This is a genomic window from Geothrix campi (assembly GCF_024609265.1).
Classification (GTDB): domain Bacteria; phylum Acidobacteriota; class Holophagae; order Holophagales; family Holophagaceae; genus Geothrix; species Geothrix campi.
Genome location: NZ_JANHMP010000003.1, coordinates 390,565 through 406,898, shown reverse-complemented (window position 1 = coordinate 406,898; position 16,334 = coordinate 390,565). Strand labels below are relative to the sequence as shown.

Here is a 16,334-nt window from a genome sequence, read left to right as displayed (position 1 = left end):
CTAGGTGCGCTTGACCACCAGCGTGTCCTCCAGGACCAGGGCATCAAGCCCGGTGCCCAGGAAGCAGCGGATGGCGTCCTCGGGCGAGCAGACGATGGGCTCCCCCCGCACGTTGAAGGAGGTGTTCAGCAGGATCGGGACGCCGGTGCGCCGGCCCTGGCGCGTGAGGAGCTCCCAGTAGCGGGGATTGGCCTCGCGCCGCACGACTTGGACCCGCGAGGTACCGTTCACGTGGACCACCGCGGGGATCTCCGGCGCACGGTCGGCCCGGGCCTTCACGGCCACGGTCATGTGCTCGTACTGATCCAGGCCCCGCAGGTGGAAGAAGGCATCCGCGCCCTCGGCGGTGACGGAGGGGGCGAAGGGGCGGAACTCCTCGCGCTTCTTCACGGCGCGGTTCACGCGGTCCTTCATGTCCGCCCGCCGGGGATCGGCGAGGATCGAGCGGTTACCCAGGGCCCGCGGCCCGAACTCCATGCGGCCCTGGAACCAGCCCACGACCTGCCCCGCGCCGATCAGGTCGAGGGTGCGATCCAGGAGGTCTTCCGGACGTTCCCAGGCGAGGGCTGAGGCGTGGGCTTGGAGGGCCGTCTCGATATCAGCCGCCGTGAAGGCCGGTCCCAGGTAGGGGGTGGCCATCCGTTCCGGAAGCTTGCCCCCACGGCGTCGACGTTCGGCCACCAGGGCGGCGCCGAGGGCCGCCCCGGGGTCGCCCGCGGCCGGCTGCACGAAGAGGCGGTCGAACAACCCGCTGCGATCCAGCATGCCGTTCAGGCTGCAATTCAAGGCCACACCCCCGGCGAGGCAGAGGTGGCGCGTGTGGTGGGCGGCCTCGACGGGCTCGATGAGCCGGAGCACGGCCCGCTCCAGGGCCTTCTGCAGGCCCGCCGCCAGGGCCATGTGCCGCGCCTCGATGGGCTCCTCCAGCTGACGCGCCGCGCCCAGCTGCCGGCTCCAGCGCACGGTGCGGCTGGCGGGATCCTTGAGCAGGGCCGGGATGGTGAAGCGCGCGTTCCCCTCCCACTGGAGCTGTCCCTCGAAGAAGGGCAGGTAGGTGTCGTCGCCTTCGCCATAGGCGGCGAGGCCCATGACCTTGTACTCATCCTCGATGGGCTCGAAGCCAAGGAAGTGCGTGCCGAAGGCGTAGAGCAGGCCCAGCGAGCTGATGGTGGGCAGGGAGAGGAGCAGCCGGAGATCGGGGCCCTCGCCCAGGTAGAGACTGAGGGAGGCGGACTCGCCGTTGCCGTCCATGACGAGCACCAGGCTCCGCTCGAAGCCGGAGAGGTAGTAGGCGCTGGCGGCGTGGGCCAGGTGGTGATCCACGGCCTCCAGGCCCGGAAAGGCCTCCTTGAACGCGCCGGCGGCCTCGCGGGTCCGCTGGAATTCGGCGCGGATGGCCCGCTCAAGGCGGGGATCGACAGCGCCCGTGGCCTGGAGATGCCGGTGCAGGTGGTCGTCGTTCAGATCGAGGTAATGGGCTGCGGGGAGGGACGCCGGGGAAAGACCCACGACCTCGGCGCAGGCCTGGGACGCGCGTCGGGGGAGGCCCATGGTGTGTTTGAAGCGGCTCAGGCGCTCCTCCTCCACCGCAAAGACCGCCTGGCCTTCGTGGACCAGCACCGCCGCCGCGTCATGGCCGATGTCGCCGACGGGCAGGGGCACATCCGGGTGCAGCCGGGCATTCTCCCGGATGTGCCGGAAGGCGTGGAGGTCATAGCCTGGGAGGCCGCTGAGGCCGAGCTGGAAAGGCATGGATACCAGGAGAAAGGGCGGTCGCCATGCCAATGGTATCGTTTGGCGAGGCAGCGCCACCGTGATCCCGGACACGGAAGGGTGCTGCGACCATGACCGTACATGCGTGTCACCCTCGTCCATCCCTCGGGATTCAACTTCGTTCCCGGCCAGCCGGATTTCTCGGTGCTGGCGAACCGCCTCGCGCCCGTGGGCATCCTGTCGCTGGCGGCCTGGCTGGAGCGGCATGGCCATCCCACGGCGGTGCATGACTGCCTCGGACCGCAAGCCCCGACCCGCCTGGAGGACCAGGTGGTACGGATCCTGGCCACGCAGCCCGATCTCGTGGGTTTCTCGGCCACCACCTCGGGGTTCATGGACGCCGTGGACCTGGCGGCACTGCTGAAGGCCGCGCGGCCCGACCTGCCCATCGTGGTGGGGAATGCCCACGCGTCGAGCCTGGGCGCGCCACTGCTTGAGAGCTTCCCCGAGCTCGACTACCTCTGCCTGGGGGAAGGCGAGGGGCCGCTGCTGGACCTGGCGGAGGGGAAACCCCCGGCCGAGATCCCGAACCTGGTCTGGCGCGACGGGGACCGCATCGTCACCAACCCCCGACGCCCCCGCATCCTGGATCTGGATGAGTTGCCCTTCCCGGCCTACGAAAAGCTGGCGGGCTTCCCCAAGGGCTACCACCTGCCCCTCTTCAGCTACGTGAAGCGGTACGGGGCCACGATGATCACGTCGCGGGGGTGCCCCTACACCTGCTCCTTCTGCGACCGCACGGTGTTCGAGCACCAGTACCGCTTCCACAGCCCGGCCTACATCCACGCCCACATGAAGCACCTGCGGGACCGCTTCGGCGTCCGCCACATCAACTTCTACGACGACCTCTTTACGGCCCACCAGGGCCGCATTACCGAGCTGTGCCAGCGCCTCCTCGACGAGCCCCTGGGCATGGACTTCAACTGCATCATCCGCACGGGCCACACCTCGGTGGAGCTGCTGCAGCTCCTGAAACGCGCGGGCTGCATCATGGTGAGCCTGGGGGTGGAAAGCGCGGATCCGGGCATGATGGCGCGCCACAAGGCGGGCGTCACCCTCGAATCGGTGCGCGACACCGTGGAGAAGGTCCACGCCGCCGGCCTGCGGGCCAAGGGGCTGTTCATCTTCGGCCTGCCCGGGGAGACGCCGGAGACCTTTCAGCGCACCAGCGATTTCATCCTCTCGCTGGACCTGGATGACATGAACCTCACCAAGTTCAGCCCCCTCCATGGCGCGCCGCTCTGGGCCGAATGTGTCGCCGGCGCGGAAGGCGATTTCATCGAGGACTGGCGGCTGCTCAACTGCGTCAACCCGGTCTTCCGCCCCGCAGGGTTCGTCTCCCGGGCCCAGATGGAGGAGCTCTACAACGGGCACATCAAGCGCTTCTACAGCAGCGAAGGCTACCGCCACCGCTTCGGGCGGCGCTTGTGGGAGCACCGGTGGAGCCTGTGGCACCTGCTCCGTCACCTGCCCCAGACCCTTGCCGCCAAGCGCTATTTCGGCTCGAAGGGGGATGCCGGAGCCGGCACCTACAGCCGCCACCCCCGGCAGCCTGTGGGCCTGAAGCCCATGCCCCTGGGCCGGTGAGGGTAATCTGGAGGGCCGCGCGCCCTCCTTTCCTCCGGATGACCCATGGCCACCAAGAAGCACACCAAGCCCACGAAGCCCACGCTCCCCGACCAGCTGCCGACCTACGTGGTGACGCGCCCCACAGGGAAGCTCGACACCTTTGCGAGTCCCCGGCCGGGGCGACCCTTCACCATCACCTTTGAGACGGAGGAGTTCACCTGCCTCTGCCCGCTCACGGGCCAGCCGGACTTCGCCAAGCTGCGCATCCTCTACCAGCCCGACCAGCTCTGCGTGGAGTCGAAGTCGCTCAAGCTCTACCTCTGGAGTTTCCGCGACCAGGGCGCCTTCCACGAAGCTGTCACCAACCAGATCCTCGACGACCTGGTGAAGGCGACCAAGCCCCAGTGGATGCGCATCGAGGGCGACTTCCTCATCCGCGGCGGCATCCGCACGCTGGTGGTGGCGGAGCACGGGAAGAAACAATGAAACTGCGAAAGACGCGAAAGGACGCCAATAACAGATCTCATTTCGCGCCTTTTCGCGTGGTTTCGCGGTTCCCATGAAGGCCGTCATCGCCCTCGGTTCGAACCTCGGCGACCGCCGGGCGCATCTGGAGGCGGGCCTAGTGGCCTTGCGGACGCTGGGGGCTGTGGTCCCCTCGCCGCTGGTGATGGAGACGCCGGACGAATCGGGTCGCGGGCCCGCCTACCTCAACACGGTGGCCATTCTGGTGACGGAGGAATCGGACCCGCGCCGCCTCCTGGAGGCCCTGTTGCGCCTGGAGTTGGCCAACGGTCGGGATCGGAACGCCGGACGGAACGCGCCCCGCACGCTGGACCTGGACCTCATCACCACGGACGGCCCGCCGGGGAGCTGGATCTGGGCGGCGCCGGAAGACCTGCGCGCCCTGGGCCCTGAGCTCACCCTGGAGCTGCCCCATCCCCGCGCCTTCAACCGGCCCTTCGTCCTTGAACCCTGGCGCGCCCTGTCTGACCTCGGGTCCTGCGGCGGCGTCATCCCCCGGGGCTGAGCGGGCTCTCCTCGGGAGGTCGCCAGGGCCCGTCTCTGTGGGATCATTCCGGGAAGCCCCGTCCTCAGTCCCGCGCCCGGCCCGTCGGAATGGCCCGGAACCGCTGAATCCAACCCCGGGGCGCCCCGGAAAGGAACGGCATGGCGACCCAGTGGAAGTACATCCAGCAGGGACAGGCAATGGGCCCGGTCTCCGAGGACCAGGTGAAGGCCCTGCTGGCCTCTGGGTCCCTGGGCTGGGATGACCTGGTGTGGCGCGAGGGGATGCCGGATTGGACCACCGCCCGCATGGCCCCGGACCTGGCGCAGGGGCCGGCGCCCATTGGTCTGGACCTTCCTCCCGTGCCGGCTGCGCCCCAGAACCCGTTTTCGCCTCCGCGGGCGGCCCTGCTCGAGGCGCAGTGGGGCGGAGCCCCGGTGGACGGGGTATCGGCCGACGTGGTGGAAGTCCTGCGTCAGACCAAGCCCTGGGCACGGCTGCTGGGGGTGCTGGGCTTCATCGGGATCGGGTTCATGCTCCTCGCCTCCGTGGCCATGCTGGCCGTGGGCTCCTTCGCCCGCGGTGGGATGCCGGCGGGCCTCGGCGTGGGCATGATGCTCGCCTATCTGGCGATGGCGGGCCTCCAGTTTCCGGCGGCCCTCTTCCTCAACCGCTATGCCAGCCGCATCGGGGACCTGGTGGCGAACCCGTCCCAGGGGGACCTGCAGGAGGCGCTGGCCGCCCAGAAGTCCTTCTGGCGGTATGTCGGCATCCTGACCCTTCTCTTTATGTGCCTCTACATCGCGGGCATCGCCATCGCCATCGCCGTCGCCACTGTCTTCCGGGCCGGGCACTAGCCAGCCCGCAGGGAAGGTGCCGCCGTTCACGAAGAAGGCCCCCGGTCGGGGGGCCTTCTTCGTGAACGGGCGGGGCTATTTCGTCCAGCGCTCGCACCAGCCGAGGACGGTCTCGTACCAGAGCTTGCTGTTCTGGGGCTTGAGGACGAAGTGGAACTCGTCAGGGAAGTAGAGCAGCTCGCTGGGGACGCCGCGGAGCTGGAGGGTATTGAAGAGCTGGAAGGCCTCGCCCACGGGGACGCGGTAGTCCAGCTCGCCGTGGACGACGAGCATGGGCTTCTTGAAGTTGGCGGCGGCGCTGCTGGGACTCTGGGACTGCCAGCGGGCCCTGGTCTCGGCGTTCTCCCAGGGCCAGCCCATGAACTCCCAGCGGGGGAACCACAGCTCCTCGCTGCCCACCTGCATGCTCTCGGTGTTGAAGATGCCCGCGTGGGTCACGAAGGCGGCGAAGCGGTCGGGCTCATGACCGGCCAGCCAATTGGTGGCGTAGCCGCCGTAGCTGCCGCCGGCCGCCACCACCCGCTTGGGGTCGGCGTTGGGGAACTGCTTGAGGACGGCGTCCAGGGTGTTCATGAGGTCGGTCATGACGGCGCCGTTCCAGTCGCCGCTGATGGCATCCGTGTAGGCCTGGCCGAAGCCCGTGGACCCGCGGGGGTTGGGCAGCACGGTGATGAAACCGCGGCCGGCCCAGGCCTGCGCGTTCCAGCGGGGATGCCAGCTGTCCGCCCAGGCGCCCTGGGGCCCGCCGTGGATGACGAAGGCCACGGGATAGGTCTTCTTGGGGTCGAAGCCCACGGGCTTCACCACGAACGCGTGAGCCTTCGTGGCCTTGCCGTTCAGGGGCAGGGTATCCACCCAGAGATCCTCGCCGGGGTTCAGGCCCAGTTCCCTGGCCAGGGCCTCGTTGTGGTGGGTGGCGCGGGCCACTTTGCCGGTCTTCAGCTCCAGGGTGTAGAGATCCTGGGGCGTGGTGAGGCTGGTGGACACCAGCACGGCGTGGTCTTTGGCCACGGCGGAGCCGCTCGGGGGCAACGCGAAGCCCTCGATGTGCAGGCCCGTGCTGAGGCGCTGGAGGGCCCTGCCGTCCCAGCGGAAGAGGTCCGCATGGCCCTGCTGGTCGCTGACGCCCACGAGATCCTGGCCCTGCCACTGGAAGTCGCCGAAGCTCTGGTCAAAGGCTTGGGTGGTGCGCACGATCTGGCCGGTGGCGCGGTCCATGACCCACAGCTCGAACTTGTCGGATTCGAAGCCGGGGCGGCGCTGGGCGCGCCAGGCCACGAACTTGCCGTCCGGCGAGTAGCGGGGCGTGGTGTCCATGGCCGGGTTGTCGGAGAGCTGCTTCGGGGGTCCCCCGGCGAGGGCCACCTCGTAGACCTCGCCATTGGTGCTGGTGGCCCGGGTCTGCTCGGGGTGGGTCTCGAAGGCCAGGGCCTTGCTGTCCGGGGCCCAGGCAAAGCCGTCCCCGGCCGCGACATCAGCGAAGTTGGGCACGTCCACCGTGAGGCCGGCCGTGAGATCCCGCGGGGCGGCGCTGCCGTCGGCGGGCACCACGAAGAGATGGCTCACCTGGTGGTCGTCCTTCCACTCGTTCCAGTGGCGGTACATGAGGTGGGTGATGACGCGGGCCTTGACCTTGTTCTCCTCCTGGCGCTTCAGGTAGGCGGCGTTCTCAGCCTCGTTCCCCGAAGGCACGGTGGTGGAGAGGAAGGCCAGCCACTTGCCATCCGGGCTCCAGACCTGGCCTTCGGCGCCGCCGCTCAGCTTCGTGAGCTGGTGCTTCTCCTTGGTGCCCAGGTCCACGATCCAGACCTGGCCACCGGACTGGTAGGCCAGCCGTTTGCCGTCGGGGCTGAAGCGGGGCCGGCTCTGGCTGCCGCTGCCGAGGTCCAGCTCCTTCGCCTCGCCCCCGGCGGGCTTGTACCAGACATGGGTCGTGGACTTGTTGGCCTGGAAGTCCACGGTGCCCACCTGGTAGGCCAGAGCGCCCGCGGTGGAAAGCTGGGGATCGGTGACGCGTTTGACCTTGAACAGGTCGTCCACCTGCATGGGGCGCGAAGCGAGCAGGGCCACGGAAGCCGTGAAGAGAAGGGCGATACGCATGGGGACTCCGGGAATCAGTATTCGGACAGCAGGTAGCGCGCGATCACGGTGCGCTGGATCTCGCTGGTGCCTTCGCCGATGGTGCAGAGCTTCACGTCCCGGTAGTACTTCTCCACCGGGTAGTCCTTGATGTAGCCGTAGCCGCCGAGGATCTGCACGGCCTGGTCCGCCACGCGGCAGGCCACCTCGGAGCTGTAGAGCTTGGCCATGCTGGCGGCCTTGGCGTAGGGCAGGCCCTGGTCCTTCAGGCCCGCGGCACGGTAGATGAGCAGGCGGGCGGCCTCGATCTCCATGCCCATGTCCGCCAGCTTGAACTGGATGCCCTGATGGTCGGCCAGGGGCCGGCCGAAGGTGTGGCGGATCTTGCTGTAGCGGAGGGCCTCCTCGAAGGCGCCCTGGGCCATGCCGAGACCCAGCGCGCCGATGCTGATGCGCCCGCCGTCGAGGGTCTTCATGGCCTGCTTGAAGCCCACACCATCCTCACCCAGGAGGTTGGCCTCGGGCACCTTCACATCCTCCAGGATCAGCTCGGAGGTGTCGCTGGCCCGGAGGCCCAGCTTGTTTTCCTGCTTGCCGGCCCGGAAGCCGTTCATGCCCTTCTCGAGGACGAAGGCGCTGATGCCGTCGGCGCTGCTGCGGCCAGGCTCGGCCGGCCGGGTGCGGGCCATCACCACGAAGATGTCGCCCACGGTGCCATGCGTGATGAAGGTCTTCGTGCCATTCAGGATGTAGTGCGAGCCCTCCTTCTTCGCGGAGGTGCGCAGGGAGCCCGCGTCGCTGCCCGAGCCGGGCTCTGTGAGTCCCCAGGCGCCGATAGCCTTGCCGCTGGCCAGGGGCTTCAGGTAGGCCTGCTTCTGCCGCTCGTCGCCCATGGTGTAGATGTGGTTGCTGCACAGGCTGTTGTGGGCGGCCACGGTGATGCCCACGGAGCCGTCCACCCGGGACAGCTCCTCCACCACCACGGCGTATTCCAGGTAGCCCATGCCGGCGCCGCCGTACTCCTCGGGGAAGATGACGCCCATCATGCCCATCTCGCCCAGCTGCTTCACCACGGCCATGGGGAAGGTCTTGGCCTCGTCCCAGGCCATGACGTGGGGCCGGATCTCCTTTTCCGCGAACTTGCGGACCTCCAGGCGCAGGGCTTCAACATGCTCGGGGAGCGTGACATCCATGGGGACCTCGCTTCAGCGCAGGGCGGCGGCTGTGGTTGTGGAGGCGCGATTGAGAAGCTGCTTCTTGCGGAGCAGGGTCTCGGCCTCGGGCATCACCTCCAGGGCTTTGAGAATCACAGGATCCCTTTCGCACAGGAGCTTGAAGCCGGCCTCCACGCCAAAGGCGACGTTCTGCATCTCGATGGAGAGCTGCTCCTCCATGGCCTCCAGATGGTCCGCCCACTCCTTGTCGCTGATGGGCAGTTTCTGTTCCGCGGCCCAGGTGCGGAACCGGGCCATCACCGCCTCGTCGGCGCGCTGGCCGGGCCGGACTCCGAAGCGTTCCTTCTCCTGCACGGCGTAGCGGAAGAAGGCCGACTGCCGGAACCGGAGGTTGATCATGAATTCATCGAGGCGGATCAGGGGCAGGGGATAGTCGGGGTTGATGCCGCCCCCGCCATAGACCGTGCGGCCCAGGTCGGTCTTGAAGGCCGGGCCCTGGGGTTTGGAATCCTTCTCGTCCTCGGGGTTGTAGTAGTCGTCCAGGCCGTGGGTGTAGTCACGCTGGATGCTGCGGCCCGAGGGCGTGTAGTAGCGGGCCGTGGTCAGCGCCAGCCCCCGGGAGCGGTTGATGGGCAGGACGCTCTGGACGAGTCCCTTGCCCCAGCTGGTCTGGCCCACGACGAGGCCGCGGTCATGGTCCTGCACGGCGCCGGTGACGATCTCGCTGGCGCTGGCGGACCCGCGGTTGATGAGGACCACAAGCGGGAAGGGATCGAGTTGCGCCCCCTTGCTGGTGCGCGTCTGGTTCTCGTCGCGCCCGTCCCGGCCCTTCTGGCTGACGATGAGCTGATCGGGGCCCAGCAGCTGGCGGCAGATCCCGATGGCCGCATCCAGGACGCCGCCGCCGTTGCTGCGGAGGTCGAGGATGAGCTGCTTCATGCCCTGCTTCTTGAGCGAGGCCACGGCCTTCTCGAATTCATCGGCGGTGGTTTCGCCGAAATCCTTGATGAGGATGAGCCCGGTGGTGGGGCCCAGCATGAAGCTGTAGTAGACGCTGTTGGTGGGGACCTCGGCCCGGGGGATGGAGAAGCGCAGCAGATCCGCGATGCCCGCTCGCTGGATGGCGAGTTCCACCAGGGTGCCCTTCTCGCCCCGGAGCTTCTGGAGGGCGGCGTTGGAACTCATCCCTTCGGTGCTCGTGCCGTCGATCTCCTTGATGATGTCGCCCGAGCGCACGCCGAGGCGCTCGGCGGGGCCGCCCTTCATGGGGCTGATGATGGCGATGCCCTGGTCGTGCTGCTGGATGATGGCGCCGATGCCGAAGAAGGAGCCCTTCTGCTCCTCGCGCAGCAGGCGGAACTCGCTCTCGTCCATGTAGTTCGAGTGGGGGTCCAGGGTGTGGAGCATGCCCTGGATGGTGGCGTGGGTGATCTGGCGGGGGGCCGGAGGTTCCGGGCTCTGCTTCTGCACCAGATCCATGACCTCGGTCAGGGTCTCGAGGCTACGCTGACGCGCGCCTTCCGCGCCGGAGCGGGCCAGCAGGGGCCCCGCCACGGCCACGGTGGCGGCCATCACCATCCACATCCAATTGCGCTTGAGATAACGGGCCATGAGGCTCCCGGGGAGAATAGCTCCAGGATACGCCCGGGCCGTTCCGGGGGCGATGCACCGTTTTCTCAGAACCCTTCGAGGATCCTCTGGGCCACGGGGGCCATGCGTTCCCGGCTGGCCCGGGTGGCGTGGATGATGCTCTCGAACTGCTGGTAGGCGAGTTCAAGGTCGTCATTCAACACCAGGTAGTCGTAGGCGTGGTACAGCTCCAGCTCGTGGCGCGCATGCTTCATGCGGATGCGGATCTGCTCGTCCGAGTCCTTGCCGCGGCTGCGCAGGCGCTGTTCCAGGGAGGCGGCGGAGGGCGGCAGGATGAAGATCATGCGGGCATCGGGGATGGCCCGCCGCAGGTTCAGGGCCCCCGTGGTCTCGATGTCGAGCAGCACGTCGAGTCCCGTGGTCAGCACGCCGTGCAGCCACTCCCGGCCCGTGCCGTAGCGCTGGCCGTAGATCTGCACCCATTCCACGAAGCCGCCCTCGCGTACCATGGCGTCGAAGCGGGCGTCGTCGATGAAGAAGTAGTCGCGCCCGTCCACCTCGCCGGGCCGGGGCTTCCGGGTCGTGAAGGAGATGGAGAAGATCAGGTCCGGCACGCTCTGCACCAGTCGCTGGGTCAGGGTGGACTTGCCCGCTCCCGACGGGGCGGAGACGACGAACACGTTGCCGGGATGGTGGATCAAGGGCCCCTCCTCCCCCCACTTTAGCGGAAGCCGGGCTGGCGCCGGGTTCCGGGCGGGGTAGCATGGGCCTCTGGAGGTCCCATGCGCGCCTTGCTCCTCTCCCTCGGATGTGTCCTGGCCCTGTCCGCCCAGGAAAGCCCCCTTCCCAAGCCCACGGCCCACCACCTGGCCATGAAAGACCAGGCGGGCACCTGGATCGCCGTGGCGAAGATGTTCATGGATCCGTCCAAGCCGCCCGTGGTGTCCAAGGGGACGGAGACCAACACCCTGGTGGCCGGCGGCCTCTGGCTGAAATCGGAGATGCGTGCCGAGATGATGGGCATGACCTTCGAGGGCCACGGCCTCTTCGGCTACGACACCCACCAGAACGCCCACGTGGGCAGCTGGGTCGACAACTCCGGCACCTGGATGGCCGTCAGCAAGGGGACCTGCGCCAAGGACTGCCGGGAGATGACCCTCTTCTTCGAGGGCTACGACGAGGCCGGGAAGCCCGCCACCTTCAAGGAGGTCCACACCCAGGTCGACCGGGACCACCGGACCGCGGTCATGTTCATGAAGGGCAAGGACGGCGCCTTCGTGAAGCTCATGGAGATGGAGTACACCCGGGCGAAATAGGCGCCGCCACCGCCCCTTTCTACTGGAATTCCTCCGGCTCTTCGGGCGCGGGCTTTGGGGCGCGTTTGAAGATGGCCGAGGCGCTGCGCCGTCCATCCATGACGATGTGGATGGGCTCCTCCAGGCGGGTGTGCACCAGGCAGCCGGAGCGCCAGGCCTCGGGTTGCCGGCGCAGCCAGTCCCAGTCGAGGAGGCTGGAACCGCGCGGGTAGGGCACGGTGAAGTACCCGATGTTCAGGGATGTCACGTTGTGGAAGAAGTGGGAGCCCAGCGAGGCGTCCGCCTGGAAGTTCTCCATGGCGTACTCCACGATCACCTGGGCGCAGGAGATCATGGACCACACGATGGGGATGCCCAGGTGGCGGTCGTTGCTGCCCCAGCGCCCCGGCCCCAGCAGGACGTACTTCCCCCCTTCGGCGCGGAAGCGGTCGTTGAGCTTCTCGATCTCTGCCGCCAATGCGGGGGTCTCGAATTTGTCGAAGCCCTCTGGATCCACCCAGACGACGTCCCGCAGGCCTTCGACAATCCCGTTGCCCACGCACCGCTCGGAAAAGAGGAAGACCTCGGCCGGGTTGAGGTCCTCGGGCGAGAGGTTCACATCGCCGGTCTCCATGAGCTGGTGCTTGATCTGCAGGAGGGTGAACGTGGGCTTGCCGTTCTGTGGGTCGGGATCGAGGTTCACGGCGAATTCCAGCTCCACCGGCGTTTCCATGGCCTGGCGGATCAGCTCCAACAGGCGCTGGAGGATGCCCGCCAGGGGGAACTGGTCGTACTTGAGGATGTTGCGGAAGTTCACGATGCGCGGGCCCGCGTGGTCGAGGCCGTCCTGGATGCGATCGTCGTTCCAGTCCCAGACGGAGGCGCAGTGGTCCAGGGCGCCGTCCTTCTCGGCCTCCTGGATGTCCAGGTTGAGCAGCGTGGTGTCCTCGCCGCCGTAGAGGTCCACGGAGGTACGGCTCATGTCCAGGGCGTAGAAGTGCTTCTGCGTGGTGCGCAGCTGCTCCTTGGGGGGGATCATGTCCATCTCGGGGTAGGGGGGCGCGAAGCGGTAGGCCTTTTCCCCCTCCACCACGTACTTGCCCAACCCCACGGCGATGTTGGCGATGCCGTCCTGCGGCAGCGTATAGGCCACGGGATAGTAGTTGAAGGACTGCGCCACGCCGGAGATGTGGGGGTAGAAACGCTGGCCGAACCGCCGGCCGGAGACCTCCTGGATGAGGATGGCCATCTGCTCTTCCTCGATCTTGTAGTCGATGGCCTGGAAGTAGGCGCGGGAGGCCTTCGAGTACACCGAGGCGTAGACCAGCTTGATGGCCTCCATGAGCTGGACCTCGCGCACGGCGGGATCGGGGTCGTTGTTGGGCAGGAAGAAGGTGCTGTAGAGCCCGGCGAAGGGGTGGGAGAGGCTGTCCTCCAGCAGGCCGGAAGAGCGCACGGCCAGGGGCACCTTGGCGTGCTTGGTGAGGAAGAGGCGCAGCTTGGCGCTCAGCTCCGGCGACAGCGAGCCCATGAGGAAGCGCCGCTTGATGGCGTCGTCGTCGGCGTCACTCTGGACCATCTGCCTCAGGCCGTTCCGGTGGATGAAACCGGCGAACTCCTCGGTGCCGATGATGGCGGAACGCGGGATGCGGATGTTCGCGTCGGGGACCAGGTTCTCCAGGTCCAGGCGGGAGAGCAGGGAGTGGGTGAAGGCCACGCCGCGCGCCTTGCCGCCCATGGAGCCGGGGGCCAGGCGGAGGATGTTGGGTTCGTCCCGGGGCGTGGAATCCGTGAGAGGGATCACCTTCCCCAGGGTCTTGATGCGTTGCACGTAGTCGCCCACGTCGATGAGGAAGGTGCGCATCTCCTCGGGGTCGCGGTAGTCCGAGATGCGGAACCGCGCCAGGCCCTTGGCGACCTGGACCTCGCCGCGGGCCATGATCCAGGACGAGAAGTGGTTGCGCATGGCGTGGTAGACCAGCGATTCGGCGGGCACGGTCCGCAGCTTCTCCCGCAGGTCCTCCATGTCCGTGGCTCGGGCGATCTCCTCGCCCTGGGGGTCGCGGAAGATGAAGTCGCCGAAGCCCAGGCGTTCATAGAAGAAGGCGGAGAGTTCGGCGCCGAGCGTGTACGAGTTCTTGTTGAGGAAACCGCTGCCCAGGGCCGTGGCCCAGGATTCCTTGAGGGGATCCGAGGACTGGAGCAGGGTCGGCAAGTCGGGGATGCGCTCCTTGAGCGCCCGGATCAGCTTGATGCCGGCCTCGCGGTCCAGAGCGCCGTCCTTGGGGAACTTGCGGTCGGAGATGACGCAGAGCAGGTAGTCCTGGAACTGGTCGCAGAAGGCCATGGCCTCTTCGTACGAGGTGGCCAGGATCACCTTCGGGCGGACGCGCATGGACAGGGTCCGCGTCATGCGGTCCATGTTCTGTTCCTTGGCCAGGCGGGTGGTCTGCTTGAGGATCTCGCTGTAGAGGATGGGCAGGTACCGCGAGTAGTAGCGGATGCTGTCCTCCACCAGGAGGATCACGCGGGTGAGGCCCACCTTGGTGTCGTTGAGGACGTTGGCGCGGTCCTCCATGAACTTCACCATGGCCATGAAGATCTCGGGGTTCCCGTTCCACACGAAGATCTGGTCGAAGTGGCGCTGCAGCTCCTGTCGCCGCCGGTCCATGACGCCCACTTCCACGTTGTCGTTGAGCAGCAGGTAGATGGGGATGCGCGGCGCGGCCTGCCGCAGGGCCCGCGACAGCTCCACGTGGCCGCCCTGACCCAGGCGGCTCATGACGATGATGATGTCGAAATGCCGGCTGGCGCAGCGCTCCAGCGCCTCCTCCACGGTGGACACGTTGGTCACCCGCGGCGGGTTGCTCATGTTGAGCTGGTAGTAGCCGTCGAAGAGGATCTCCGTCAGCAGGCCGTCCTGTTCCAGCGTGAAGGCATCGAAGGCCGGGGCCACCAGGAGGATCTCCCGGGTGCGCAGGGGCATGAGCTCGTGGAAGATCTCCTTGTCCGTCGCGTACTTGTGGAAGATCTGGTTGAAGTCGCGACTGATCATTCAGAGCTCCTAACAAAATCCCACGCCACCGCGCGAAGGGTGCTGGGCGAGCGAGGCGAGGAACGCGAGTCGAAGCGTAGCAGGCACTACGCGCGGCGAGCGTGACGAAGCATCGAGAAGCCCACCACCCCTCGCCCGGAGGGATGAAGCCAGGCGGACGCCCCGCGGCGTCAGGCCCCTTGAACGATGTCCCGCATCGCCCTGCGGGCCCTTCCTTTCGGTGCATCCCGCCTAGCTTCATCGCGGCGTCGTGGGATTTTGTTAGGAGCTCTTAGGGGCCTCGTCTCCACCGCAGTTTACTGGTCTGGGCATAAAAAGGGGGGCCGCACGCGGCCCCCCTTTTTGCCTTGGTGAAAAGCGGAAACGACTACACAAGCCCCTGGTCGATCATGGAGTCGGCCACCTTGATGAAGCCGGCGATGTTGGCGCCGTTCACGTAGTTGCCGGGGGTGCCGAAGCGGGCGGCGGCATCGGCGCAGGACTTGTGGATGTTGATCATGATCTGGTGCAGGCGGGCATCCACTTCCTCGGCGGTCCAGCCCAGGCGCATGGAGTTCTGGCTCATCTCCAGGCCCGAGGTGGCCACGCCGCCGGCGTTGGAGGCCTTGCCGGGGGAGAAGATGATCTTGCCGGTGTTGGCCTGGAAGAACTCCACGGCATCCAGGGTGCTGGGCATGTTGGCGCCCTCGATCACGGCCTTGCAGCCGTTGGCCAGCAGGCTCTTGGCCTCGTCGAGGTTCAGCTCGTTCTGGATGGCGCAGGGCAGGGCCACATCGACCTTCTGCTCCCAGGGGCGCTTGCCCGCGTGGAACTGGGCGGTCTTGAACTTCTGCGCGTAGGGGGCCACGGACATGCGGTCGATGCGCAGCATCTCGGTCATGTACTCGATCTTCTCGCCGCTGATGCCGTCCGCGTCATAGATGTAGCCGTCGGGGCCGGAGATGGTGACGACCTTGGCGCCCAGCTGGGTGGCCTTGGTGACGGCGCCCCAGGCCACGTTGCCGAAGCCGGACACGGCCACCTTCTTGCCTTGCATGCTGTCACCCTTGGTCTTCAGGGCTTCTTCCGCGAAGTAGACCACGCCGTAGCCCGTGGCCTCGGGGCGCACGAGGCTGCCGCCCCAGTACTGGCCCTTGCCCGTGAGCACGCCCGTGAACTCGTTGGCCAGCTTCTTGTACATGCCGAACATGTAGCCGACCTCGCGGCCGCCCACGCCGATGTCACCGGCCGGCACGTCTGTGTCGGCGCCGATGTGGCGGAACAGTTCCATCATGAAGGACTGGCAGAAGCGCATCACTTCGGCGTCGGACTTGCCGTTGGGGTCGAAGTTGGAACCGCCCTTGCCGCCGCCCATGGGCAGGCCGGTGAGGCTGTTCTTGAAGATCTGCTCGAAGCCCAGGAACTTCAGGGTGTCGAGGGTGACGTTGGGGTGGAAGCGGATGCCGCCCTTGTAGGGGCCGATGGCACTGCTGAACTGCACGCGCCAGCCTGGATTGACGCGGATCTGGCCCTTGTCGTCCACCCAGGGCACGCGGAAGCCGATGGCGCGCTCGGGCTCCACGATGCGCTCGAGGATGGCGTTCTTCTTGTACTTGGGCTCCTTCTCGAGGACGGGTGCCAGGGAGTGGAGGATCTCGGTCGCGGCCTGGATGAACAGGCTTTCCCAGGGGGCCTTCTTCTTGAGGCCCTCTAGGACTTCATTGACGTACTGGCTCATGGTTCCTCCGGGAGGAAGGGGGTGTGAAGGCGAAGCCGGAGCTCCGATCGGATGGGGTCTTGAGGTGGTGGCCGTTGCGCCCGTCCCGAGGCTGCCGCGGCGTGGTTCAAGGGCCGAAAACAGGACGACATGACTCTAGCCTCAGGAGCCGGGCCGGGCGAGGGGCAGGTATCAAGAGGTGATGGGGAGCACTAAAAGCGGGCCATTTGATGGGT

At 67.2% G+C, this 16,334-nt stretch carries 12 protein-coding genes; 5 read left to right on the top strand and 7 right to left on the bottom strand.

Features of this window, described 5'->3' with window-relative positions; translation table 11 throughout:
• Entirely contained in the window at positions 1-1,752 is a 1,752-nt protein-coding gene (locus NOV65_RS13670; RefSeq protein WP_257307029.1) for a carbamoyltransferase family protein, read from the bottom strand.
• Positions 1,753-1,854: 102 nt separating this feature from the next.
• On the opposite strand from NOV65_RS13670, the gene NOV65_RS13665 reads away from it, so the two are divergent.
• From NOV65_RS13665 to NOV65_RS13650, 4 genes are all read left to right on the top strand, one after another.
• A complete protein-coding gene (locus NOV65_RS13665) occupies positions 1,855-3,360 on the top strand; it encodes a B12-binding domain-containing radical SAM protein (protein ID WP_257307027.1) in 1,506 nt (501 codons plus the stop codon).
• Positions 3,361-3,468: 108 nt separating this feature from the next.
• The gene (queF, locus tag NOV65_RS13660) at positions 3,469-3,828 is read left to right on the top strand and encodes a preQ(1) synthase (RefSeq protein ID WP_425250861.1); all 360 of its coding nucleotides are present in this window, start codon (positions 3,469-3,471) and stop codon (positions 3,826-3,828) included.
• A 73-nt stretch (positions 3,829-3,901) separates the two neighbouring features.
• Positions 3,902-4,372, top strand: a complete 471-nt coding sequence (gene folK / locus NOV65_RS13655; RefSeq protein WP_257307022.1) for a 2-amino-4-hydroxy-6-hydroxymethyldihydropteridine diphosphokinase — start codon at positions 3,902-3,904, stop codon at positions 4,370-4,372.
• 140 nt (positions 4,373-4,512) lie between these two features.
• Positions 4,513-5,208: a DUF4339 domain-containing protein gene (locus NOV65_RS13650; RefSeq protein ID WP_257307020.1), complete on the top strand. Its 696-nt coding sequence runs from the start codon at positions 4,513-4,515 to the stop codon at positions 5,206-5,208.
• Positions 5,209-5,283: 75 nt separating this feature from the next.
• Here NOV65_RS13650 and NOV65_RS13645 read toward each other — a convergent pair whose 3' ends face one another.
• The 4 genes from NOV65_RS13645 to gmk all read right to left on the bottom strand — a co-directional run bounded on the left by NOV65_RS13645 (position 5,284) and on the right by gmk (position 10,753).
• Positions 5,284-7,308 carry a dipeptidyl-peptidase 5 gene (locus tag NOV65_RS13645; protein WP_257307018.1) on the bottom strand — a complete coding sequence of 675 codons (2,025 nt, stop codon included), beginning with the start codon at positions 7,306-7,308 and terminating at the stop codon, positions 5,284-5,286.
• 14 nt (positions 7,309-7,322) lie between these two features.
• Positions 7,323-8,480: an acyl-CoA dehydrogenase family protein gene (locus NOV65_RS13640; protein ID WP_257307016.1), complete on the bottom strand. Its 1,158-nt coding sequence runs from the start codon at positions 8,478-8,480 to the stop codon at positions 7,323-7,325.
• A gap of 12 nt (positions 8,481-8,492) precedes the next feature.
• Positions 8,493-10,073 carry a S41 family peptidase gene (locus NOV65_RS13635; protein ID WP_257307015.1) on the bottom strand — a complete coding sequence of 527 codons (1,581 nt, stop codon included), beginning with the start codon at positions 10,071-10,073 and terminating at the stop codon, positions 8,493-8,495.
• 65 nt (positions 10,074-10,138) lie between these two features.
• Positions 10,139-10,753, bottom strand: coding sequence for a guanylate kinase (gene gmk, locus NOV65_RS13630; RefSeq protein WP_257307014.1), 615 nt, complete (start codon positions 10,751-10,753; stop codon positions 10,139-10,141).
• Between the two features lie 81 nt (positions 10,754-10,834).
• Between gmk and NOV65_RS13625 the strand changes: the two genes are divergently transcribed.
• Positions 10,835-11,368, top strand: coding sequence for a DUF1579 domain-containing protein (locus NOV65_RS13625; protein WP_257307013.1), 534 nt, complete (start codon positions 10,835-10,837; stop codon positions 11,366-11,368).
• Between the two features lie 19 nt (positions 11,369-11,387).
• Here the strand turns inward: NOV65_RS13625 and NOV65_RS13620 are convergent, their stop codons facing one another.
• Both NOV65_RS13620 and gdhA read right to left on the bottom strand, forming a co-directional pair.
• Positions 11,388-14,402, bottom strand: a complete 3,015-nt coding sequence (locus NOV65_RS13620) for a PEP/pyruvate-binding domain-containing protein (protein ID WP_257307012.1) — start codon at positions 14,400-14,402, stop codon at positions 11,388-11,390.
• Positions 14,403-14,769: 367 nt separating this feature from the next.
• The gene (gene gdhA / locus NOV65_RS13615) at positions 14,770-16,119 is read right to left on the bottom strand and encodes an NADP-specific glutamate dehydrogenase (protein WP_257307011.1); all 1,350 of its coding nucleotides are present in this window, start codon (positions 16,117-16,119) and stop codon (positions 14,770-14,772) included.
• Positions 16,120-16,334: the final 215 nt, after the last annotated feature.

Coding starts and splice junctions, on each gene's coding strand:
- NOV65_RS13670 (WP_257307029.1), bottom strand. CDS start 1,752: ATGCCTTTCCAGCTCGGCCTCAGCGGCCTCCCAGGCTATGACCTCCAC.
- NOV65_RS13665 (WP_257307027.1), top strand. CDS start 1,855: ATGCGTGTCACCCTCGTCCATCCCTCGGGATTCAACTTCGTTCCCGGC.
- folK (WP_257307022.1), top strand. CDS start 3,902: ATGAAGGCCGTCATCGCCCTCGGTTCGAACCTCGGCGACCGCCGGGCG.
- NOV65_RS13650 (WP_257307020.1), top strand. CDS start 4,513: ATGGCGACCCAGTGGAAGTACATCCAGCAGGGACAGGCAATGGGCCCG.
- NOV65_RS13645 (WP_257307018.1), bottom strand. CDS start 7,308: ATGCGTATCGCCCTTCTCTTCACGGCTTCCGTGGCCCTGCTCGCTTCG.
- NOV65_RS13640 (WP_257307016.1), bottom strand. CDS start 8,480: ATGGATGTCACGCTCCCCGAGCATGTTGAAGCCCTGCGCCTGGAGGTC.
- NOV65_RS13635 (WP_257307015.1), bottom strand. CDS start 10,073: ATGGCCCGTTATCTCAAGCGCAATTGGATGTGGATGGTGATGGCCGCC.
- NOV65_RS13625 (WP_257307013.1), top strand. CDS start 10,835: ATGCGCGCCTTGCTCCTCTCCCTCGGATGTGTCCTGGCCCTGTCCGCC.
- NOV65_RS13620 (WP_257307012.1), bottom strand. CDS start 14,402: ATGATCAGTCGCGACTTCAACCAGATCTTCCACAAGTACGCGACGGAC.
- gdhA (WP_257307011.1), bottom strand. CDS start 16,119: ATGAGCCAGTACGTCAATGAAGTCCTAGAGGGCCTCAAGAAGAAGGCC.